General features: G+C 62.8%; 13 protein-coding genes. 2 read left to right on the top strand and 11 right to left on the bottom strand.

Translation table 11 applies throughout. The features are described 5' to 3' along the window. Window positions 1–48: 48 nt before the first annotated feature. Window positions 49–2,136 carry a TonB-dependent receptor gene (locus AAID08_RS13195; protein ID WP_064522999.1) on the top strand — a complete coding sequence of 696 codons (2,088 nt, stop codon included), beginning with the start codon at window positions 49–51 and terminating at the stop codon, window positions 2,134–2,136. Between the two features lie 212 nt (window positions 2,137–2,348). Beyond that, a complete protein-coding gene (locus AAID08_RS13190) occupies window positions 2,349–2,942 on the top strand; it encodes a C40 family peptidase (RefSeq protein ID WP_175167355.1) in 594 nt (197 codons plus the stop codon). Between the two features lie 208 nt (window positions 2,943–3,150). On the opposite strand, the gene AAID08_RS13185 is transcribed toward AAID08_RS13190, so the two are convergent. The 11 genes from AAID08_RS13185 to AAID08_RS13135 all read right to left on the bottom strand — a co-directional run bounded on the left by AAID08_RS13185 (window position 3,151) and on the right by AAID08_RS13135 (window position 22,235). Next, on the bottom strand, window positions 3,151–3,849 hold the full coding sequence (locus AAID08_RS13185) for a hypothetical protein (RefSeq protein ID WP_175142381.1): 699 nt from the start codon (window positions 3,847–3,849) through the stop codon (window positions 3,151–3,153). Beyond that, the gene (locus tag AAID08_RS13180; protein ID WP_395757731.1) at window positions 3,846–6,665 is read right to left on the bottom strand and encodes a hemagglutinin repeat-containing protein; all 2,820 of its coding nucleotides are present in this window, start codon (window positions 6,663–6,665) and stop codon (window positions 3,846–3,848) included. Before AAID08_RS13180 ends, AAID08_RS13185 begins: the two co-directional genes overlap by 4 nt. A 3-nt stretch (window positions 6,666–6,668) precedes the next feature. Further along, complete coding sequence (locus tag AAID08_RS13175) at window positions 6,669–7,181, bottom strand: hypothetical protein (RefSeq protein WP_395757730.1); 513 nt, start codon at window positions 7,179–7,181, stop codon at window positions 6,669–6,671. Beyond that, window positions 7,178–8,185 (bottom strand): hypothetical protein, encoded by a 1,008-nt coding sequence (locus tag AAID08_RS13170; RefSeq protein WP_395757729.1) that lies wholly within the window; start codon window positions 8,183–8,185, stop codon window positions 7,178–7,180. Before AAID08_RS13170 ends, AAID08_RS13175 begins: the two co-directional genes overlap by 4 nt. Before the next feature lie 484 nt (window positions 8,186–8,669). Next, entirely contained in the window at window positions 8,670–9,014 is a 345-nt protein-coding gene (locus tag AAID08_RS13165) for a hypothetical protein (protein ID WP_395757728.1), read from the bottom strand. 2 nt (window positions 9,015–9,016) lie between these two features. Continuing rightward, window positions 9,017–9,556 carry a hypothetical protein gene (locus tag AAID08_RS13160; RefSeq protein WP_395757727.1) on the bottom strand — a complete coding sequence of 180 codons (540 nt, stop codon included), beginning with the start codon at window positions 9,554–9,556 and terminating at the stop codon, window positions 9,017–9,019. Window positions 9,557–9,677: 121 nt separating this feature from the next. Further along, the gene (locus AAID08_RS13155) at window positions 9,678–10,529 is read right to left on the bottom strand and encodes a hypothetical protein (protein ID WP_326339597.1); all 852 of its coding nucleotides are present in this window, start codon (window positions 10,527–10,529) and stop codon (window positions 9,678–9,680) included. Then, complete coding sequence (locus AAID08_RS13150) at window positions 10,526–12,619, bottom strand: hemagglutinin repeat-containing protein (RefSeq protein ID WP_395757726.1); 2,094 nt, start codon at window positions 12,617–12,619, stop codon at window positions 10,526–10,528. Before AAID08_RS13150 ends, AAID08_RS13155 begins: the two co-directional genes overlap by 4 nt. A 517-nt stretch (window positions 12,620–13,136) precedes the next feature. Beyond that, window positions 13,137–13,331 (bottom strand): hypothetical protein, encoded by a 195-nt coding sequence (locus AAID08_RS13145; protein WP_395757725.1) that lies wholly within the window; start codon window positions 13,329–13,331, stop codon window positions 13,137–13,139. Between the two features lie 34 nt (window positions 13,332–13,365). Further along, window positions 13,366–13,803: a hypothetical protein gene (locus AAID08_RS13140; RefSeq protein ID WP_175188737.1), complete on the bottom strand. Its 438-nt coding sequence runs from the start codon at window positions 13,801–13,803 to the stop codon at window positions 13,366–13,368. Between the two features lie 470 nt (window positions 13,804–14,273). Next, complete coding sequence (locus AAID08_RS13135; RefSeq protein WP_395757724.1) at window positions 14,274–22,235, bottom strand: hemagglutinin repeat-containing protein; 7,962 nt, start codon at window positions 22,233–22,235, stop codon at window positions 14,274–14,276. Between the last annotated feature and the right edge of the window lie 18 nt (window positions 22,236–22,253).

The raw sequence follows: 22,253 nt of genomic DNA, 5'->3' as shown, positions 1-22,253 counted from the left end.
CCGATTCCAACCGCCGCCGTCCATCGGCCGGCACCCAGGACTGCCACCATGTCTATTGCTTCTTCCTTTGCGGGGACGCGCTCGTCCCTGCGCGCCTTCACCCTCAGCCCGCTCGCCCTCGCCTGCCTGCTGGCCCTGCCGCAGGCCGCCCGCGCCCAGGCCGCCGCCGACGCCACCACGCTGTCGCCCGTCATCATCACCGCCAATCCGCTGGGCAGCGAAGCGCTCGCCTCGCCGTCGACGGTGGTGCAAGGCACCGGCCTCGACCTGCGGCGCGCCTCGAACCTGGGCGAAACCCTCAACGGGCTGCCCGGCGTCTCCACCACCACCTACGGCCCGATGGTGGGCCGCCCCATCATCCGCGGCATGGACGGCGACCGCATCCGCCTGCTCAACAACGGCGTCGGCTCGCTCGACGCCTCGTCCCTGTCGTTCGACCACGCGGTGCCACAGGACCCGCTGTCCACCAACCGCGTCGAGATCCTGCGCGGCCCGGCCGCCCTGCTGTATGGCGGCAGCGCCATCGGCGGCGTGGTCAACACCATCGACAACCGCATTCCCACCGAACCCATCGACGGCATCCACGGCGACGTTGCCGGCAGCTACGGCGGCGCCAACAACGACCGCAACGGCGCAATCCAGCTCGAAGGCGGCGACGGCAACTTCGCCATCCACGCCGACGCCTTCAGCCGCAAGACCGGCGACCTGCGCATTCCCGGCTACGCCCGCACCTCGCAGCAACGCGCGATCGACGGCCCCGACCGGGACCAGCCGCGCGGCACCCTGCCCAACAGCGACGGCCAGGCCAGCGGCGGCGCGCTCGGCATGTCCTGGACCGGCGACCGCGGCTACGCCGGCCTGTCCTACAGCGGCTACGACTCGAACTACGGCTCGGTGGCCGAGCCGGACGTGCGCATCAGGATGCGCCAGGAACGCTTCGGCTTCGCCAGCGAGCTGCGCGACCTGGAAGGCCTGTTCACCAGCGTCAAGATGAACTTCGCCTACACCGATTACCAGCACAAGGAAATCGAGGACGGCGAGACGGGCACCATCTTCAAGAACCGCGGCTACGAGGCCCGCATCGAGGCCCGCCACGCCGACATCGGGCCGCTGCGCGGCGTGGTCGGCCTGCAACTGGGCCAGACGCGCTTCTCGGCGCTGGGCGACGAAGCGCTGGTGCCCACCACCGACACCGATTCCGCCGCGCTGTTCGCGCTGGAGGAATGGAAGATCAACGAGCGCCTGACGCTGAGCGCCGGCGCGCGCGCCGACCACACCCGCCTGACGCCGGGCGGCGGCGGCAACGAACGCTTCGACGGCTCCAACCGCCGCACCTTCACCGCCGGCAGCTTCTCGCTGGGCGGCATCTACAAGCTGGACAGCGCCTGGTCGGTGGCCGCCAACACCGCCTACACCGAGCGCGCGCCCACCTTCTACGAGCTGTACGCCAACGGCCCGCACGCCGCCACCGGCCAATACCTGCTGGGCGACCAGAACCTGGCCAAGGAACGCGCCTGGTCCGGCGACCTGTCGCTGCGCTACAAAAAGGACGCCGACAGCGCCAGCGTCGGCGTGTTCTACAGCCGCTTCTCCAACTACCTGGCCGAAATGAACACCGGCCGTTTCCGCAACGATGACGGCGACCTGGTCGCGGCCGGCGATGACGGCGCCCTGCCCGAGGCCCGCTACCAGGGCGTGTCCGCGCGCCTGTACGGCGTGGAAGCGGAAAGCAGCACGCGCGTGCTGCAATCGGGCGGCCACAAGCTGGACCTGGGCCTGTCGGGCGACTACACCGTGGCCCGCAACAGCGACACCGGCCGCTCGCTGCCGCGCATTCCGCCGCTGCGCCTGCGGGTGGGGTTGGACTACGGCTACGGCCCCTACAGCGCCGGCCTGAGCGTGTCCAAGGCCTTCGCCCAGCACAGCCGCCCGGACAACGACACGGCCACCGCCGGCTACTACAGCCTGGACGCCACCGCCGGCTACCGCTTCAAAGTCGCCGCAGTGCAATGGCAGGCCTACGTGCGCGGCATCAACCTGACCAACCAGGACATCCGCTACGCCACCTCGGTGCTGCGCGACGTCGCTCCCGAAGGCGGGCGCGCCGTGATGGTCGGCCTGCGCGGCAGTTTCTAGCCGCCAGGCGCGGCGCCCGTTACCTTTTCCCCACCGCCGCAGGTAACGGGCGCCCCGCCAGAATGCTGCATTGCACTACAAATGTAATGAAACTTTATTCCATTACAATGCGAAGGCAGTTTGCGAGGCTCAAGCCTCCCCTGCGCCCTTTTCCGCCGGCTTGTCTGACCCGACAAAGCCATGCCGCCCACTCCGATTCCTGAAGTGACGTAATGACGCCGCCTACGCGAAAAGCACGATCCGCCCTGTTCCGCCTGCCCGCATTCCTGTCCGCCCCCCTGCTGGCCCTGACGTTCTCCTGGTTACCCGGCGCCGCCCAGGCGTCCATCCCCTCCGAACAAGCCCGCGCCACCCTGTCCGGCCTGAGCCTGGCGCAGGAACCCACCGTGCCCACCCTGCGCGAACGCGTGGTGCAAGCCGGCCTGGCCGCCATCGGCACGCCCTACAGTTGGGGCGGCGACGACGCCGCCGAAGGCTTCGACTGCAGCGGCCTGGTGCTGTACGTGTTTCGCGAGATCGCCGGCCTGGAACTGCCGCGCACCGCGCGCCAGCAGCGCACCCAGGGCGACACGGTGTCCAACAAGAAGCAGCTCAAGCCCGGCGACCTGGTGTTCTTCGCCACCCGCGGGCGCGGCATCACCTCGCACGTAGGCATCTACATCGGCCAGGACAAATTCGTGCACGCCCCGCGCCGAGGCGCCAAGGTGCGCGTGGACGAGATGAAGAATCCGTACTGGTCCAAGCGCTATCTCGGCGCGCGCAGCTACATCGATACGGCCAAGGGCCAGATGCTGGCGCAGAAGTAGATAAGCCGCCACGCTGTGTGCCATGTGCTGGCGTCAGAACGAGCCAGCCCAATTCTGAAAGCTGACGCTCGCGGAGGGGCTGAGGCATGAGGCCGACTCCCGGAAAATTGGGGCGTTTGTGCCTGGTGTGAAACCCCTTACCGCCCGCCGACGGCCCTTTCACGTCATTGCTGTACTGCCCAAAGTCGGCAAAAGCCGTAGTCCCGCTTTATTTCCGGAGCAATGGCATCAGTTTTGGTGTGATCAGCTCTACTTCGTCAGTGCTCATCGGGTCGTAGGAGACAACGATATAGGCACCGCCCTCCAGCACATCAGCGCGGGCGACCTGGCCTTTGACGGCATTCACAACCTGCTCGGGGGTGAGGCCAAAATAGTTATTGCACTGTTCGCTGGCCCAGTAGTTGACCTGCCAGATATTGGAGCAAGTGGTCTCCGGCGAGCGGTCGCTTGCCATGAAGGTCTCGTAAGCCTCCTGACTCATTGAACGTAACGCTTCCCCAAATCGAACAAGCGTATCTAAGTCCTCCACTGTGACCCGAAAAGCGCCGAAGGTTCGCACATAGAAAGGAACTACCTCGTCGAATATATAGTGAAGGTTCTGTCCTTTCCTGGCTGCATTGAATTCGACAAAAAGGTGATCATGAAGGTAGTAAATATAGTCTGCATTTGGATCACGATTTCGGTTGCAGAGACCGATTTCAAGCCTTTTTGCACCACCCCGAAGGCGATAGTTAACTCCGTATGCTGTATTACCTGGTTTTCCGCCTTTTAGCGGCAATACATCAATACCACCGAGTCCCCACGGCTGGTCAAGTTCAGCCAACGCAGTGCAGAGGCCAGAGTAGAGAACTTTCACGTCCTCATTAAAGTTCATCTTGCGTAATACTCGAATGACGTTATAGCTCACTTACGTTTCCCTCTGGTTCGGACAGTAATTCGGTTAGAATACTTTGACTTTGAGTCGACACCAAAATTCAAATCTAGCTTCCTTTGCGCGTGGTTCGCCTTGGTACCAGTCGGCAAGTGCCACTCAGCATAAACGCCATTTTGATTTAGTGCAGATTGCTGCCGCGTTACGTCCTGAAGAGCCTTTGACCCTTCATACATTGAGTGGGTATTGTTCTTGCTGTCCAGAGGTATCAAGGTATTGCCTTGAATTTTATAGCCGTCGAAACGGACAATATTGAAACCTTTACCACGCGCTGAAGGTCCTGTCACGTCATTGTTGTACCGCAGAGTGAATACCAATCTCTGGCGGCTGTTCACATCACTCATCGCGCCCGGGGTTTGTGCATCATACTTGCCCGATGGTGTCGATATACCGGACGAAACTCGTTGATCCCCTCCCTGTGTAGTGAAAATCGCCCCGGTACCTGGTGGCAGCTTCTTGGCATCCTCGTAGGTATAAACGGGATATGAGTTGCCATTGACTTCGACGAAGGCGAAAGGTTTAACCGAAGACTTCGGGTCGTATCCTGACACCAAAGGTTTTGACGGCTTTGGTGATTCGCCTGATATTGACTGATAAGCGGTGGTGATGCCTGCAATCAGTAGGTCAGCAGACGCCTGTATGGCGTAATCCTGATTACTCCTGGGGCCATTGACCACTTCGCCGAAGCCGTTCAGTAGCGCCTGGTTTCGGATTTGAGAGTGTTCGGACTTGAGATAGTCTCGGATTTCCTCTGTAAGGGGGGATTCCCCTTCGATGCCCGAACCTTCGCCGGCCACCCTGGAGGCCGCAATATAGTTTTGCGTGACACAACTTAATCCCCGGCCTTCACAACCGAGCACAGCTTGGTTGAGATATTGATCTTGCTGAAATTCGGAGATTGCCCTCCAGCGTTCCCAGACTTCGCGCTTTTCTTCCTCGGAACAACCTCGTTGTTCACATGCCTTCAGCTCCTCATTAAGGCGCCGTTCCTGGCCCTGGGTGAGGTAGTTGTTGTCGAGAGCAGAAATTGCGCTGCTGCTCGCCGTTGATGCATCACTGCCCCCTGCGGCGGCAATTCCGGTCACGAGGGTGGCCAGCAGGTTTCGCTTTGCCTCCTTCTGCTCCGCGTTATCGCTGGGGTTTTCGTCAAAAAGGTTGGTCAAGAGGCTGCTGGTTGCGGCACCGAGTGCGCCGCTGCCGCATCCCTTGCCGGCCGCGGATGCCCCAGCGCATGCGACGATGGCATGTAGCGCGGCATGGGCCGGGCTGCCCTCCTTCACAATCCCCTTTGCAACCAGGTCTCCGATATAACCGGCGCCTTGTTGTTGTACATAGCTTGCAACCAGATTACGGGTGAACTGCGCGCCCGACGCCGATACATTGCCGCCAACGGCTGCGGTGAGAGCCGTCAGAAGCTGACGCCCAGTTCCTCCCGGCGCCCATGTAGCGCTGTCGGTTATCTGTCGCTGGAGAGCCGCGATGCGGGCTGGATCGCGTTCCGTATCCGGTTTATCAAGTTCGCGATCCAGGGTTTCTTTTGCCGCAACGGCTTCCCTGGCGCGGTTGTTGAGGAAGACTCCCGTTTCTCGCTGAAGGGCCCCTACAATCTCGAAGCCAGCCCTGATCTCCCGTTCGTTGAAGATGGGTTTGAGGGCGTTGGCGCCGTCCTGCCCGGTGAACACCTCACGGTTCAGTTCGGCCATCATTTCGTCGACCGACTTGCCCGACGCGGCCTGCTGGCCGGCTTGATCCGTGATAGTGACCTGCGCGCCGCTTATACCGCTGCGAGTTGTACTGCCACTGTTGCCGCTGGCGGCCATGACAACTGGCAGACTGGCGCTGAAGTTGCCCAGGGTCGGCAGGGTACTGCCGGGCACCTGGCCGCCGGTGGCGGCCTGCCCCTGCTGGTTGGTACCCACACCGTCGCCGGGCCCGGTTTCCTTCCTGTCGCCATTGCCAGTGCTGTACCCGCCGCCAACACTGATGCTGCTGGCGGAGTATTCGGCGTGGTTACTGATGTCACTCGTGGTGAGTGTGCCGGTGGTCAGCGTGTTGAAACCATCCCTGACCGCCTGTTCCGACGACGTGATGGCGGCTCCCCTGAGGTCGGTGTTGTCCCTGACTCTTATTTGGAACCCGCCGTCGCCAGCCTCGACGCGCGACTGTTCGGTGACGCTGGCATAGTCGCTGTGTGTCTTCTGCTGGCCAAGGTTTACACTGCCCGAGAAGCCCGCGCCCACGGTCACGCTGCCGCCAACGTTGGTGTCTTTGCTCTTGAATCTACTGGTGTCCTGCAGGCTCTCGATGCTGAGGTTGCCGCCTACGTCGGCCACCACCTGCCTGCCGCTGGCGACCGCGCCGCGCAGGCGGGTGTCGCCGCCGGACTCCAGGGCCAGGCGTTCGCCGGCAGTGACGTGGCTATTGGTCCAGGTCACGTCCCTGCCCTCGCCCCGGCCCCTGGCCCCGCTGGCGTTGGCGGTCACGCCGAAGGCCAGGCCGTTTTGGCCCACGGATATCGCCACGCCGACTCCCGCGCTGACGCTGCTGCTCTTGCGGTCGGTTTCGAAGGTGTTGCTGGCCGCCAGCAGATTGATGTCGCCATCCGCCTTGAGCACCGCGTCGCCGCCCGCGCGGATGTCGCTGCCGCGCACGGTCAGGTTGGAATCCGGGCCGCCGCTGGCGTCGATGCGCACATCGCCGCCCGCGGCCACGGCTGAACCGGCGGCCGTATCGGTAATGGCGGTGGATTTGCTGTCGCTTTTACTGGCGCCAACGGTGATGGCGCGCGCCATCGCTCAAGGCCTTTCTTGCCGCGGCGGTGAAAAATGCCGCGGTGGCAGGCGATCCCCCAGCGATTGCGGTGGCCACACATCCGACGCCCATGTTGGCCACGATCCGCCGTTTGGCTTAGGGGCTGGTGGACCGCACTTCTCTAACTTGTAGCACTGGGGAACGAACTGGTAGCCCTTCTTCTGCATGCAGCGTTTAAGCTCATCGCTGAATGCCATTGACTCTTTCAGATACTGTTCAAAAGTGAGCTTGTACTCATTCTTGACGGAGAAATCTCCGTTTCCCTTTCCGCCGCATTCCTTCCAATCCTGCCGACGGGTTTCCTCCGTTTGGCCATTGAGCGGCCAATACCACTCCATCGGGAGGACCTTGTACCCGACCCAGGCGCTCAACACAGGATCGCAAAGGGTCTGCGACTCCGTGATGCTGCATAAATACCCCCTTTTGTTGATATAGAAGCAGCCAGTCACCGACAGCAAAAAAGCGGAGACAAAAAATAGCCTTATCGTCGTTCTCATCGCTTCATCCTCAACAAAATGTCCAGCGCTTTCCATGCCTGGGGCGGCAGTGCTTCCGATAACGCAAAGGGAGTAGCGGGCAGGAGCGCAATGCCGGTCCAGGTTTCGTACATACCTTTCTGCAAGGCTGTCAGACCGCGCTTGGCGTTGCCCTGCTCGTCGTAAGAGCCACTCAGGGTGCCGCCTATGAAGTCATGTGAGCCGCCATAAGCCTCGTGCACGAGATCGAGAAGTCCCCCAGGTGAATACGGGAAACCGAAAACCGTTCCGGGTCCGCCTTGGTTGCCGCCTGTGGAGCCGGACATCTCCTTACCTGGATCGGATTCGAGAAACTTCGCCATTGACATTTCGGCCCGCGATGGATCAAACCGGACGAGCCCATCTCCATCCAACTCAAGTTTCGGAATGCCGTTTGCATCGAGTACGGATTTGCCGTTCGCGTCGAGCTGAGTCCTGCACCTTTCATTCACCTCGCCGCACAGTTTGTCCAACACCACCCGTGCCCCCGCCGTCTTAAACCCATCGCCCCGAATACCCGCACTTTTCCCGCTCTTGTTATCCAGCGTCGTCTCGCCATCGGTAATCCCCGCGAACTTCTCCGAGTCCGCGATCGTGTACCGCCGCATGCGGTCGGCCGCTTCCGACAAACCCGCTTGCAGCGCCGCCACGCCGCCCGAGCCGCCCAGCGCGCCCACCGCCACGTTCAGCAGCCGCTCCTGCGTGTTGATCTCGTTGATCCGTGCCTGCAGCGCCTTGATCTTTTCGGGGTCTTCCGTGGCCTTGATCTGCTGGCGCAGTTCCGCGCGTTTCTGTTCCGCGTGGCGCTCGATGGCGGCGCCGGCCTGCTGGCCGAACGCCGCGATGATTTCCGCTTCGGCCTGCACTTGCCGACGCAGCTTGTCGGCGTCCCATTTTTTCTTCAGGCCGCGGCTTGCCGCGCCGGTCAGGACGCTTCGATCCAGCATCGCCAGCACTTGGTCGGCGGTCTTGGTGGTGCGCGCCATTACTCAAGGCGCTTATTGCCGCGACGCGTAAAATGCCGCGGCGGCGGGCGATCCCCCAGCGATTGCGGCGGCCACACATCCGACGCCCATGTTGGCCACGATCCGCCGTTTGGCTTAGGGGGTGGTAGACCGCACTTCTCTAACTTGTAGCACTGGGGAACGAACTGGTAGCCCTTCTTCTGCATGCAGCGTTCGAGCTCATCGCTGAATGCCATTGAATCTTTCAGATACTGTTCGTCAGTAAGCTCGTTCTGGTTCTTAAGATAGAACCCTCCGTCTTCAGCTCCGCCGCATTCTTTCCAATCCATCCAACGGCCTTCCTCTGTTTGGCCATTTAGCGGCCAATACCACTCCATCGGTAGGACCGCGTACCCGATCCAGGCTTTTGTCCGGGGCAACCTGCACATATACCGCGGAAGCGTGAGGCAGCAGCCCCCCGCTAATAGCAATAAAGCTGATGAGAAAAAAAGCCTTATCGTCGTTTTCATCGTTTCATCCTCAACAAAATGTCCAGTGCTTTCCATGCTTGGGGCGGCAGCGCTTCTGCTAACGCAAAAGGAGTGGCGGGCACTAGCGCAATGGCGGTCCAGGTTTCATATATGAAATCCTGCACGGGCGTCAGGCCGCGCCGGGCATTGCCCTGCTCGTCGTAATATCCGCTCAGGGTTCCGCCAATGAAGTCATGCGAGCCGCCATAAGCCTCATGCGCCAGATCCAGAATTCCCCCAGGCGAATAAGGAAAAACGAGAAGCGTTCCAGGTCCGCCTTGGTTGCCGCCTGTGGGGCCGGACATCTCCTTACCTGGATCGGATTCGAGAAATTGGGCCATAGTCATTCGAGCCTTGGATCGATCAAACCGGACGCGCCACCTCCATCCAACTCAAGTTTCGGAATGCCGTTTGCATCGAGTACGGATTTGCCGTTCGCGTCGAGCTGAGTCCTGCACCTTTCATTCACCTCGCCGCACAGTTTGTCCAACACCACCCGTGCCCCCGCCGTCTTAAACCCATCGCCACGAATACCCGCACTTTCCCCGCTCTTGTTATCCAGCGTCGTCTCGCCATCGGTAATCCCCGCGAACTTCTCCGAGTCCGCGATCGTGTACCGCCGCATGCGGTCCGCCGCCTCCGACAAACCCGCTTGCAGCGCCGCCACGCCGCCCGAGCCGCCCAGCGCGCCCACCGCCACGTTCAGCAGCCGTTCCTGGGTATTGATCTCGTTGATCTGTGCCTGAAGCGCCTTGACCTTTTCGGGGTCTTGCGTGGCCTTGATCTGCTGGCGCAGTTCCGCGCGTTTCTGTTCCGCGTGGCGCTCGATGGCGGCGCCGGCCTGCTGGCCGAACGCCGCGATGATTTCCGCTTCGGCCTGCACTTGCCGGCGCAGTTTGTCGGCGTCCCATTTTTTCGTCAGGCCACTGCTTGCCGCGCTGCTCAGGACGTTTTCGATCGAGCATAACCAGCACCCAATGTGCGGTCTGCCGACGTACCATGATTCAACGCATTCTTAGGCACAGTGATTCCTCGGGCCATGACTGCCGCAACAGCCATGCCGGCCACGATTCGCCGTTTGGCGCAGGCGGCGGCGGGCCGCAATTATCCATCGAGTGGCACATTGGAAAATACTGGTAGCCTTTGTTCCGCATGCAAAGATCAACCTGATCCCAAAGTCGCGCCCAATCCCGATTGGACTGCTCCTTGGCACGCGCTTGTCCGTCAGTATGCGGCTCCAGACCCAGCATTCCATCAGGGAAGCCGCCGCATTCCACCCAATCTTTCCGGCGGGCTTGCTCGGTTTGGTTATTCAGCGGCCAATACCTATGTATCGGAAAGAGTCCGCTGGTAAGCCACACATCCAAAACCGGGTCGCAAACATATCCCTTCTTGGGAAGGCGGTATCGTTGCCATATCGCTTTCGGCGGCCACGACTTCCACAACAGCCATGCTGGCCACGATCCTCCGTTTGGCGCGGGCGGCGGCGGGCCGCAATTCTCCACCGAGTGGCATTCGGGAATGTACTGATAGCCTTTCTTCTGCATGCAGATGTCAATCGTCTCCCACAGTTGCTCCCACTCCCTATCGTATTGTTCCTTGGTACGTTTTTGCCCATCGGGAAGCGGCTTGATGTCAAGGCTGCCCCAGGAATATCCGCCGCATTCCACCCAATCTTCTTTACGGGTTTCCTCGGTTTGGTTGCTGAGTGGCCAATACCTGTCTATTGGGCTGAGTCCCCTTCGCAACCAGGCATCCAGCACCGGGTCGCACATATACCGCGGAAGTGTGAGGCAGCAGCCCGCCGCTAATAGCAATAAAGCTGATGAGAAAAATAGTCTTATCGTTGTTTTCATCGCTTCATCCTCAACAAAATGTCCAGCGCTTTCCATGCCTGGGGCGGCAGCGCTTCTGATAACGCAAAAGGAGTGGCGGGCACGAGCGCAATGCCGGTCCAGGTTTCGTACATAAAATTCTGCGCAGGCGTCAGGCCACGCTTGGCATTGCCCTGCTCGTCGTAAAAGCCGCTCAGCGTGCCGCCAATGAAGTCGTGTGATCCGCCATAAGCCTCGTGCGCAAGATCAAGAATTCCCCCTGGCGAATACCCAAAACCGAGAAGCGTTCCAGGTCCGCCTTGGTTGCCGCCAGTAGGCCCGGCCATTTCTTTGCCTTTTCGGTCTTCAAGAAATTGGGCCAACGACATCCCTGCGGCTTTCCTATCAAACTGGACGCGCCCATTTCCATTCAACTCAAGTTTCGGAATGCCGTTTTCATCCAATATGAGTTGGTTATTAGCGTCGCGCTGAATCTTGCACCTTTCATTCACATCGCCGCACAGTTTGTCCAACACCACCCGCGTGCCAGCAGTCTTAAACCCATCGCCCCGAATACCCGCACTTTCCCCGCTCTTGTTATCCAGCGTCGTCTCGCCATCGGTAATCCCCGCGAACTTCTTCGAATCCGCGATCGTGTACCGCCGCATGCGGTCGGCCGCCTCCGACAAACCTGCTTGCAGCGCCGCCACGCCACCCGAGCCGCCCAGCGCGCCCACGGCCACGTTCAGCAGCCGCTCCTGCGTATTGATCTCGTTGATCTGTGCCTGAAGCGCCTTGACCTTTTCGGGGTCTTGCGTGGCCTTGATCTGCTGGCGCAGTTCCGCGCGTTTCTGTTCCGCATAGCGTTCGATGGCGGCGCCGGCCTGCTGGCCGAACGCCGCGACGATTTCCGCTTCGGCCTGCACTTGCCGACGCAGCTTGTCGGCGTCCCATTTCTTCGTCAGGCCACCAGCCCCATCGCCCGCCCGCACGCGTCGATCCAGCATGGCCAGCACCTGATCGGCGGTCTTGCCGGTGCGTTCCCGCTGGGCGTTCATGTCGGTGATGGTCACGGCCGCGCCGCTGATGCCGCTGTGCGTCACGCTGCTTTCACTGCCCTTGCGTACGCTCATGCCAGGCGCGCCGGCGCTGACGCTGTTGCCGAAGTTCCGCGCCGACCAGGCGTCACCTTTGCCCGCGACATTGCTGGCCGCAGCCTCACCAGCCTTGCTGGCGCCGCCTTCTTCCTTGCCTGCGCTGCCTTCTTTCTTCGCGGCGGACGCCTTGTCATCGCCGGCAACACTGAAGCCTCCCGACAGGCTCACCCCTGTCGCCTTGTACCGGCTGCGGTTCTCGATGTCGCTAACGCTCAGGCTGCCCGTCGTCACGGTGTTCACTCCCCGCTTCACCGCCACTTCGGACGAGGCGATGGCCGCGCCCTTGAGGTCGGTGTTGCCCTGGACTCGGACCGTGAAGCCGTCGTCGCCCGCGTCAAGGCGCGACTGCTCGACGACGCTGGCGAAATCGCCATCCACCTTGTTGCTGGCGTAACTGCCGCTGGCGGCGAACCCCACCCCCGCCGTCACGCTGCCGCCGATCTGGGTGTCGCTGCTCTTGAATCTACTGGTGTCCTGCAAGCTCTCGATGCTGAGGTTGCCGCCTACGTCGGCCACCACCTGCCTGCCGCTGGCGACCGCGCCGCGCAGGCGGGTGTCGCCGCCGGACTCCAGGGCCAGGCGTTCGCCGGCTGTTACGTGGCTGTTGGTCCAGGTGACGTCCTTGCCTTCTCCCTTACCTCCGCCAACACTGGCGTTCGCCGTGACGCCCATGGCGGCGCCGCCCTGGCCGACAGAGATCGCCACACCCACTCCCGCGCTGGAGTTGCTGCTGGTTCGGCGGGTTTCAATGATGTTCTGCGCCGCCAGCAGATTGATATCGCCATCGGCCTTGAGCACCGCGTCCCCGCCCGCGCGGATGTCGCTGCCGCGCACGGTCAGGTTGGAATCCGGCCCGCCGCTGGCGTCGATGCGCACATCGCCGCCAGCGGCCACGGCTGAACCGGCGGCCGTATCGGTGGTGGCGGTGGATTTGCTGTCGCTTTTACTGGCGCCAACGGTGATGGCGCGCGCCATCGCTCAAAACCTTTCTTGCCGCGGCGGTGAAAAATGCCGCGGTGGCGGGCGATCCCCCAGCGATTGCGGTGGCCACACGTCCGACGCCCAAGTTGGCCACGATACGCCATTTGGCGCTGGAGGCGGTGGGCCGCATCTTTCTAATTGGTAGCACGGGGGGACGAACTGGTAGCCCTTGTTCTGCATGCAGCGTTTAAGCTCATCGCTGAATGCCATTGACTCCCTACGATACCGTTCGTCATTAACAGTAAGCTTGTACGCGTCCTTAATATGGAAGCCCCGTTTTTATCTCCACCGCACTCTTTCCAATCCACCCAACGGGTTTCCTCTGTTTGGCCATTTAGCGGCCAATACCACTCCATCGGTAGGACCTCGTGCTCAACCCACGCGCTCAACACGGGGTCGCAAAGGGTTTGCGACTCGGTGATGCTGCACAAATACCCCCTTTTGTTGATATAGAAGCAGCCAGTCACCGACAGCAAAAAAGCGGAGAAAAAAAATAGCCTTATCGTCGTTTTCATCGCTTCATCCTCAACAAAATGTCCAGCGCTTTCCATGCCTGGGGCGGCAGCGCTTCCGATAACGCAAAGGGAGTGGCGGGCACCAGCGCAATACCGGTCCAGGTTTCATACATGAAATCCTGCACAGGCGTCAGGCCACGCCAGGCATTGCCCTGCTCGTCGTAAAAGCCGCTCACAGTGCCGCCGATCAAGTCATGCGAGCCACCACTGGCCTCGTGCGCCAGATCAAGGACTCGCCCAGGCAAATACGGAAAACCGAGAAGCGTTCCAGGCCTGCCCTGGGTTGCCGCCAGTGGGGCCGGACATGTCCTTGCCTTCACCGCATGACGGATATGCGCGCTTCAATTCGCTATCGCATTCTCCGACGAAGGTGTAGTTTTTTGCCTCCATGCAGAGTCGGATGCGATTGAATAATGCCATCGACTCTCTCCAATACTCCTCATGGGTTCGTGTTTTCTCGTCAATATCATACGATCCATCTTTCGCACCGCCGCACTCTTTCCAATCCTTCAATCGGGTCTTATCAGTTTGGCCCGTGAATAATCCATAATCTTCCACGCGGAGATTCGCTTTATATATATCCCAGTGCGCATTGTCGGCGCAGGCATTCGGCCCTTGTATGGGGCAGCAGCCAGCCGCCAACAGAGAAAAAAATAGAGGCAAGAATAATCTCATCATCGCTTTTATCGCTTCGATATCAGAAAATAAATATGCAGGGCAACACAGACAAGGTGACTGGAAGCATGTCAAAAAAGGGCTTTTCCCCGAAGCGCATTATCAAGGCGCCCCGCAAGACGGAAATGTGCGTCTGAATTTGCTATCGCATTTTCTGATGTACTGATAATTCTTCTTAAGCATGCACCGTTCCATGCTGAGAAACCTTGAATCGTCGTCGGTGTTAGCCCACCCATCCGGGCTTCCACCGCAACTAACCCAATCTCGTGATCGTGATTCGCTATCCGGCCCCACCCAGTAGTCACGAAGAGGAGTGGGATGCATTAATTCTCTATACGTATTTGGGTAGCAAGAATTCTGCGACGTGGTAATGCCACATAACCGCCCCTGTTTGGTGATGTAGCAGCCAGTCACCGACAGCAGAAGAACAGAGAAAAAAAATAGCCTTGTCGTCGTTTTCATCGCTTCATCCTCAACAAAATGTCCAGCGCTTTCCACGCTTGGGGCGGCAGCGCTTCCGATAACGCAAAGGGAGTAGCGGGCAGGAGCGCAATGCCGGTCCAGGTTTCGTACATACCTTTCTGCAAGGCTGTCAGACCGCGCCTGGCGTTGCCCTGTTCGTCGTAAAAGCCACTCAGGGTGCCTCCTATAAAGTCATGTGAGCCGCCATAAGCCTCGTGCGCGAGATCGAGAATTCCCCCAGATGAATACGGAAAACCGAAAAACGCTCCAGGTCCGCCCTGGTTTCCGCCAGTGGGGCCGGGCATCCCCTTGCCTGGATCGGTTTCGAGAAATTCGGCCATCGTCGTTTCTGCGGCTTTTCTATCAAACCGGACGAGCCCATTTCCATCCAACTCAAGTTTCGGAATACCGTTTTCATCCAGGATCTCCTTGCCTTGGAAATCCTTTTCTTTCTTGCACCGTTGATTTACTGGTCCACACAAAATATCCAACACCACCCGCGTCCCCGCTGTCTTAAACCCATCGCCCCGAATACCCGCGCTTTCCCCGCCCTTGTTATCCAGCGTCGTCTCGCCATCGGTAATCCCCGCGAACTTCTCCGAGTCCGCGATCGTGTACCGCCGCATGCGGTCGGCCGCTTCCGACAAACCCGCTTGCAGCGCCGCCACGCCAGCCGAGCCGCCCAGTGCACCCACCGCCACGTTCAGCAACCGCTCCTGCGTGTTGATCTCGTTGATCTGCGCCTGCAGCGCCTCGATCTTTTCAGGGTCTTCCGTGGCCTTGATCTGCTGGCGCAGTTCCGCGCGTTTCTGTTCCGCGTGGCGCTCGATGGCGGCGCCGGCCTGCTGGCCGAACGCCGCGATGATTTCCGCTTCGGCCTGCACTTGCCGACGCAGCTTGTCGGCGTCCCATTTCTTCGTCAGGCCACCAGCGCCGTCGCCCGCCCGCACGCGTCGATCCAGCATGGCCAGCACCTGATCGGCGGTCTTGCCGGTGCGTTCCCGCTGGGCGTTCATGTCGGTGATGGTCACGGCCGCGCCGCTGATGCCGCTGTGCGTCACGCTGCTTTCACTGCCCTTGCGCACGCTCATGCCAGGCGCGCCAGCGCTAACGCTGTTGCCGAAGTTCCGCGCCGACCAGGCGTCACCTTTGCCCGCGACATTGCTGGCCGCAGCCTCACCAGCCTTGCTGGCGCCGCCTTCTTCCTTGCCTGCGCTGCCTTCTTTCTTCGCGGCGGACGCCTTGTCATCGCCGGCAACACTGAAGCCTCCCGACAGGCTCACCCCTGTCGCCTTGTACCGGCTGCGGTTCTCGATGTCGCTAACGCTCAGGCTGCCCGTCGTCACGGTGTTCACTCCCCGCTTCACCGCCACTTCGGACGAGGCGATGGCCGCGCCCTTGAGGTCGGTGTTGCCCTGGACTCGGACCGTGAAGCCGTCGTCGCCCGCGTCAAGGCGCGACTGCTCGACGACGCTGGCGAAATCGCCATCCACCTTGTTGCTGGCGTAACTGCCGCTGGCGGCGAACCCCACCCCCGCCGTCACGCTGCCGCCGATCTGGGTGTCGCTACTCTTGAATCTACTGGTGTCCTGCAGACTCTCGATGCTGAGGTTGCCGCCTACGTCGACCATCACCTGCCTGCCGCTGGCGACCGCGCCGCGCAGGCGGGTGTCGCCGCCGGACTCCAGGGCCAGGCGTTCGCCGGCAGTGACGTGGCTGTTGGTCCAGGTCACGTCCCTCCCCTCGCCCCGGCCCCTGGCCCCGCTGGCGTTGGCGGTCACGCCGAAGGCCAGGCCGTTTTGACCCACGGATATCGCCACGCCGACTCCCGCGCTGACGCTGCTGCTCTTGCGGTCGGTTTCGAAGGTGTTCCTGGCCGCCAGCAGATTGATATCGCCATCGGCCTTGAGCACCGCGTCGCCGCCCGCGCGGATGTCGCTGCCGCGCACGGTCAGGTTGGAATTCAGGCCGCCGCCGGCGCCGATGCGCACATCGCCGCCCGCGGCCACGGCTGAACCGGCGGCCGTATCGGTAATGGCGGTGGATTTGCTGTCGCTTTTACTGGCGCCAACGGTGATCGAGATATTGGCGCCGCCGGCCGACTGCGGGTCGGCCTGGACGGCATCGTAGGCATTCTTGGCCGCCAGCCCCGTGGCCGCGCCTGCCAGCACCTGCATACGTCCGTCAGTCGTCTGGCCGGCAGCGCGCTTCATCTGCCCTGCGGTCTCAATGGCCGACAACACCGGCGCAGAAAGCGCCACGGTCAGGCCGGACTGGCGGAACTTGCTCTGTTCCACGCGCTTGCCGGTTTCCCGCGCGTCGACGATATCGACCTTCTTGGCCTGGATATCGATGCCGCCCTTGGGCGCCAGCACATGGCTGCCGGTCTGCTGGTAGTGGCCGCCCGCCACCAGGGTCACGTCGCCGGCCGTGGAACCCGCGGTTGACGCCGCTGCGTGGGTACTGGCGTCCCGGCGGTCGCCGCTTTGCATCTGGCTGCCGATCGTGAAGGCGAGCCCCCCGTTGTAAAGGAAGCCGCTTTTCCGGTTTTCCTTGAAGTGGCTTTCCTGGCTGGTTTCGGTGGCGGCCAGCAGGGTCAGGTTGTTGTTGGCCACGATGGCCGTGCCGGCATCGGAGACGACGTTGCTGCCGGTCAGGTTGACGTTCTCGCCCCGGATGGCGACGGTGTTGCCGCTGAAGGTGCTGGATAGCGCCGTGGTCTCTTCCAGGCTGTCGCGGGTCGTCTTCGTGCTGGAGCCCAGCAGGCTCCTGGACGAATGGCGACGGCCTTCGGCCCAGTTGCGGTTCGCTTTGCCTGCCAGGATATTCACCTCGCCCCGCGCAACGGCAACCAGGGCTCCCTGCTCGCTGGTGACAGCGCCCGCGGTGCTACTCAGATCGCGGCCAGCCTGCAGGCGCACGTCGCCGGCCGTGGTGATGGTGCTGCCGACATCCTGCTCGTAACCCTGCCTGAGATAGTTGCTGGCATTGCGTACGTTGTTCTCCTGCTCGGCAATCGTGACGGTGCCCAGCGTCAGGTCCCGGCCGGCGACCATGGCGGTCTGACCATCCTTGCCGCGGTTGCCGACCCGGGCCGCGATCAGCTTGGCGTCACGCCCCGCCGAGGCCAGCAGGAGGCCATTCGGGTTGGTGACGTAGAGACCGGCCACGCGATCCAGGCTGGTCCGGCTGAAGTCGCTGCGTCCGGCCCGCGTGGCGCCGCCGCGAGTGGTGCTGACCACGTTGAGGTCGCGTCCGGCGCCGAGCCGCAGCGTCGAACCGGCATCCAGCGTGCCGCCGATGTTGTCGATGTCGGCGCGGGCGCTGAGCGCCACGGCATCGCCGGTGATGCGGCCGCCGAGAATGCGCAGGTTCTCGCCGCTGAGACTGACCACCGCGCGTCCCGCAATGGCGCCGGAACTAACGAGATCGCCTTTCAGGTTGAGATCGATGGAGTTGGCGGCCAGCAGGCTACCGTTGCCGTCAATGTCGCCAGGCCGTACGCGGACGTAGACCTGCGGCGCCAGGGCGCGCGTGATACTGCCATCGGCCAGCGTCACGTCGCGTTCGACCAGCCAGACGATATCGCTGGTGAGCTGGGCCATCTGCCTGGCGCTCAGCGCCACGCCAGGACGCAGATTCCATTCTTTCGCATAGGTGACGCCTGCGTCCAACAATGCCTGGAACTGCGCCTCGTCGCTGGCGTAGCCGCCGAGGAATCGGCGGCCAGTCAACTGGCCTATCTGGTCGCGGACCAGTTGCTGTTCGTAGAAGCCATCGCCCAGTCGCTTGTGCACGAGGGCCGGGTCATGGCCGAGCTGCGACAGCATGTAGTCGGAACTGAGCCAGTTGCGGTAGTCGGTGAAACGCGGATCGGTCTCGACCAGGTAACCCCTGGCGTTCGGGGCAACACGAAACAGGCTGTTGGCGGGCGCCGCCGTGTCCAGCCGCGCGGTAGCGGAACCGCTACCGCCGGCGGCATGTGTTCCTCTGTCGATTCCCGGCCCCTCGATGCGGTCTGCTTGCGTCCGGGGGTCCGTTATCCGCGCTGGGTCGGCATTGACGGCGGCACGGACGCCGCCGCCCACAATGGGGCCAACGCGATGGTCCTGGCGGTCGGCGACCGCGAAGCCGCTGCCTGCGCCCGCGGCGTTCTGCACAATGCGGGAAACGCCGAGCTCGATGGTGGTCGCCAGGTCGACCGGCGCGTAGGCGATCTTGCCGTCCCACTTGCGCTTGTGGTGGCGTTTGAAACCGCCGTGCCATTTCGAGTAGGTGTACTGGCTGGTTCCGACCCGGTTGATCGTGTGCTCGCCCAGGGCGGCCACGTTGTCGATCCGGTCCAGATCGCCGTGCAGGGCGCCGCCGGCCATGATCCGGCTCTTGTCGTTGACGAGCTGGTCGCCGCGCAGGGTCATGTTGCCGCCGGCGCGGATGAGCGCCGGCGCGCTCTCCATCACCTGCGTTTCATACTCGGTCTGCGCTATGTCGTATTGGGTCCAGTCGTGGATCTTCGCGCCGGTTTCCCTGTGCCGATAACGTCCGGCCCTGCTCCAGCTTTCCCAGCGGTATTCGCCGGCATCGTGTTTTTCAGGATCGCCTTCAGGCTGGATGTACAGGTGCCGGGTCGGGCCGCTGATCCTTGCCAGTTCGGTGCGGAAGTGCAGGTTGCCATTGAACAGCCCAGCGCTATCCAGGGTCAGCCCGCCCAGCGACTCGATGGTGGCGCTGTCGTTGCGGACGAGGTCGGCGCGCGCGGCCGCATGGCCGTTGACGTCCAGCGTACCGCCGATGTTCAGCGCATCGCCACCGCCGCCCGCGCTGAAAATCAACGCCTGCTCGCGGTTGGTGATGAAGCGGGCGCCGATATCCAGGCGCTGACGCGCCGCGATGACGGCGGCGGCGCCCGCTTCTTCGCGATTGACGACGGTAGCCGCCTGGATGGCAAGCTGGTCGCCATAGAGCCGGCCGCTGCCGGCGTTATCGAGAGTGCCGGCTTCGATATGGGTCTGGTTGCCGTCGACAAGTCCCCGGTTGGTCAGGCTGTGTTGCGCGGCGACGGTGGCGCGTACGCCGTTCATCTTGCCGGTGACGCTGTTGATGACGTCCGCGCCGCGCACGTCGAGGTCACCGGCCTGCAACACGCCGTGGTTGATCAACAGGCCAGCGGTGCTGATGCGGGCGTGGCCATTGGCGGTGATTTCCCGGAGGTGGGTGAAGTCCTGCCGCAGGCTCAGGCGCAGATCCCCCCTGGACAACAGGTTGCCGTCACCGTCCAGGCTGTCGGCGGCGACGTTGAGCAATTTGCCGGCGATCAGCGTGCCGCTCGGATTCAGCACACGACTGACGGCCACATCGATGCTGCCGCCCGAAGCGATGTGACCGCGCGCGTTGTCGAGCTGGCCTGCGGCGTGCGCGCCACGGATGACGATGCGGCTGTCGGCGGCGACGATGCCGGCAGTGTTGTCGGTGCGACCGGCCGCCAGCATGACGCTGTCGGCCTGCAAGCCGAGCGGCTGGCTGTCTTTCGCGCTTTGCGTGTCGCGGTTGAGGATCTGCGAGGCGCCAAGGGTCAGGCCATGGCCCGCGACCATCAGGCCGGCGTCGTTGTTTGCCTGGCCGCGCAGGAATGCCTTCAGGTCATTGCCTGCCTGGACCCGGCCCCTGGCGTTGTCGATCGACGTCGCGCCGATATCGACGTCCGCGCGGCCGCCCAGCAGCCCGCCTGTGTTGTCAATGTCGCTGACCCGGGCGATGAGATCCTTTCCGCTGTGCACGACGCCGTCGCGATTGGTCAGATTGCCGCTGTTCAGTGCCAGCGTGGCGAGGCTGAGAATGCCGCCCGTGTCGCCGGCATCGGCATTGATCAATGCCTGACCGTGCGTATCCACGCGCATTCCCTGCCGGGACTGCAGGAGGCCGCCGGCATTGTTCAGCGCGCCGCTGTCGATGTCGAGCAGGCCGCCGGTGGCGGCGATGGTCCCGCGGGCATTGTCGAGCGCCGCCAGTCGTGTATCGACTGCGACGCTGGCGCCCAGCACCATGCCCCCGGCATTGCCGAATCCACCGTTGGCCAGAATGACGTTGCCCGCCCCCCGCAGCGCGCCGCCAGCGTTCCCGGTATGCCCGCGCGTAGCCACGCTCAGGTCGCCGTCGGTGGAAACGATCAGGCCGCCATCGCGGTTGTCCAGCACCGAGGCGGCGGCGGTCATGTCACCGCCGGCCACAAGCAGGCCCCCGTCGCTGTTGTCCAGGCGCCCGTTGATACTGATACTGGTATCGGACCTGCTGTCGTTCCGAAAAGTCCCGGCGCGGTTGGAGAAGTCCTGCGCGCTGACGGACACGGGGCCGTGCACTTGCATCAGCCCGGCGTCGTTGCTGAGCAGGCTCGCGGCAATGCGCGCGCCGGCGGCAACCCGGATTTCACCCTGGCGATTGCTGAAATCGCCACCGCTCACTTCGAGCTGAAGCGCGCCCAGATGCCCGCCGTCATTGTCAAGGCCGCCGCTTGCGGTCAGGTCGATATGCCCGCCGGCCAGGATGCGGCCGCCGTTGTTGTCAAGCATGCCGGCGATCTTGAGCGCGCCATTGGGCATCGAGGCAAGCTCGGCGTCCGGCTGGGCGCCATTGCCGTCCGCGCCCTCCGCACCCGCTTGCGGCGCCTGCTCATTGCCCGAAGACGCGCCCGACCGCGGCGCCGCGAGACCGATACGGCCGCCATCCCGGTTACTGAGGCGGCCCGCATGAATCGCCAGGCTCAATGGACCGGTCTGCCCGATAACCCCTTCGCGGTTGGTCAGGGACTGCGCAGTGACGCCGATGCGCCTGGCGCTGAGCGTTCCGCCGCGATTGTCGATATCCTCGGGAGTGTCGAGCGCCAGTTCGCGGCCCGCGCTGAGCGTTCCGGCATTGGCAAGGCCGCCGCTCGCGTCTATGCGCGTGTCGCTGCTGGCCTGCATCGTGCCGAGGTTTTCCAGGCGTCCGTCGGCGGTGACCAACAGTTGGCCGGCCTGAGCGCCCATCGTACCGGCGTTGCGCACCCCGACGCCATGCTCGGTTCCCACCAGGACGATCTTCTGGCTGTACATGCCGCCGAGCGCGCCGACATCCAGCGCAAAGGCTGGCGCATCGCCACTGGCGGCGATCTTGCGCACCTCCGCCTGGTCGGCGCTGACGTCATTGCCTCCGGTGGCGATCCGGAGCTGCCGCGCCCAGATCCCGGCGTTGGCTTCCACGGAGCGGGCGATCAGATCCGTGTAGTTCGCCGTGCTGGCATCCATGCCCTGGCCCGTAACGCGGATGGCGCCGCCCTGCACCCGATAGCGCTCCAGCGCCCCGCCGTTGATGACGGGCCGGCCGGTGGTGATGGTGGCCCGCTCCGCGTTGATGAAGCCGCAGCCATCGCAGGAAATGCCCGCCGGGTTGGCGATGACAAGCTGCGCCCGATCGCCCGCGACCTCGACATAGCCATTGAGCCGGCTCGGGTCGCTGGAGTTGACTTCATTGAGAATGACCCGGGCCGTACCGCGCGCCAGCCACGGGTTGCCCTGGACCCAGCCGCCAAGCTGTGTTTGCGCGCTGGTGCGGGAATTGTTGAGAATGACGCCCGGTTGCCCGACATCGAACTGGCGATAGGCATTGCGTGAAACGCCGGCTGCGCTCGGGGTCTGGATATTCACCAGCGGGACGCCGCTGGCCGCTTCCAATACCGTCGGTCGCTGATTGCCGGGGGCGCCGGGGTCGGCCACGACCTGCGCGTTCGCCAGGGGCACCATGACCACCAGGCCGAACGCGGATGCCACGGCAAAGCCCAACGGCCTGAGCGTGGCAAGGAAACGGCTGCCGGCGGCGCTTGCCTCCCCGCCCTGGCCTGGGCCGTCACGCCGGGCAAGCTCCGTGACGGCCTGGAACAGGCCCAGCGCCCGATTGAAAACGATGCGGTGAAGGTTCCTGTTCATGCCATCGATACCGTTGCC

It is taken from the genome of Achromobacter sp. EB05 (genome assembly GCF_044232075.1).
GTDB classification, from domain to species: Bacteria; Pseudomonadota; Gammaproteobacteria; order Burkholderiales; family Burkholderiaceae_B; genus Achromobacter; species Achromobacter dolens.
The sequence above is the reverse complement of the archived record's forward strand: the minus strand, read 5'-3'. Positions and strand labels throughout refer to the sequence as shown.

What these genes read in the sequence shown, in the direction of transcription:
- AAID08_RS13175 (WP_395757730.1), bottom strand. Translation starts at nt 7,181, where the DNA reads ATGAGAACGACGATAAGGCTATTTTTTGTCTCCGCTTTTTTGCTGTCG.
- AAID08_RS13155 (WP_326339597.1), bottom strand. Translation starts at nt 10,529, where the DNA reads ATGAAAACAACGATAAGACTATTTTTCTCATCAGCTTTATTGCTATTA.
- AAID08_RS13190 (WP_175167355.1), top strand. Translation starts at nt 2,349, where the DNA reads ATGACGCCGCCTACGCGAAAAGCACGATCCGCCCTGTTCCGCCTGCCC.
- AAID08_RS13180 (WP_395757731.1), bottom strand. Translation starts at nt 6,665, where the DNA reads ATGGCGCGCGCCATCACCGTTGGCGCCAGTAAAAGCGACAGCAAATCC.
- AAID08_RS13195 (WP_064522999.1), top strand. Translation starts at nt 49, where the DNA reads ATGTCTATTGCTTCTTCCTTTGCGGGGACGCGCTCGTCCCTGCGCGCC.
- AAID08_RS13135 (WP_395757724.1), bottom strand. Translation starts at nt 22,235, where the DNA reads ATGAACAGGAACCTTCACCGCATCGTTTTCAATCGGGCGCTGGGCCTG.
- AAID08_RS13165 (WP_395757728.1), bottom strand. Translation starts at nt 9,014, where the DNA reads ATGGCCCAATTTCTCGAATCCGATCCAGGTAAGGAGATGTCCGGCCCC.
- AAID08_RS13150 (WP_395757726.1), bottom strand. Translation starts at nt 12,619, where the DNA reads ATGGCGCGCGCCATCACCGTTGGCGCCAGTAAAAGCGACAGCAAATCC.
- AAID08_RS13170 (WP_395757729.1), bottom strand. Translation starts at nt 8,185, where the DNA reads ATGGCGCGCACCACCAAGACCGCCGACCAAGTGCTGGCGATGCTGGAT.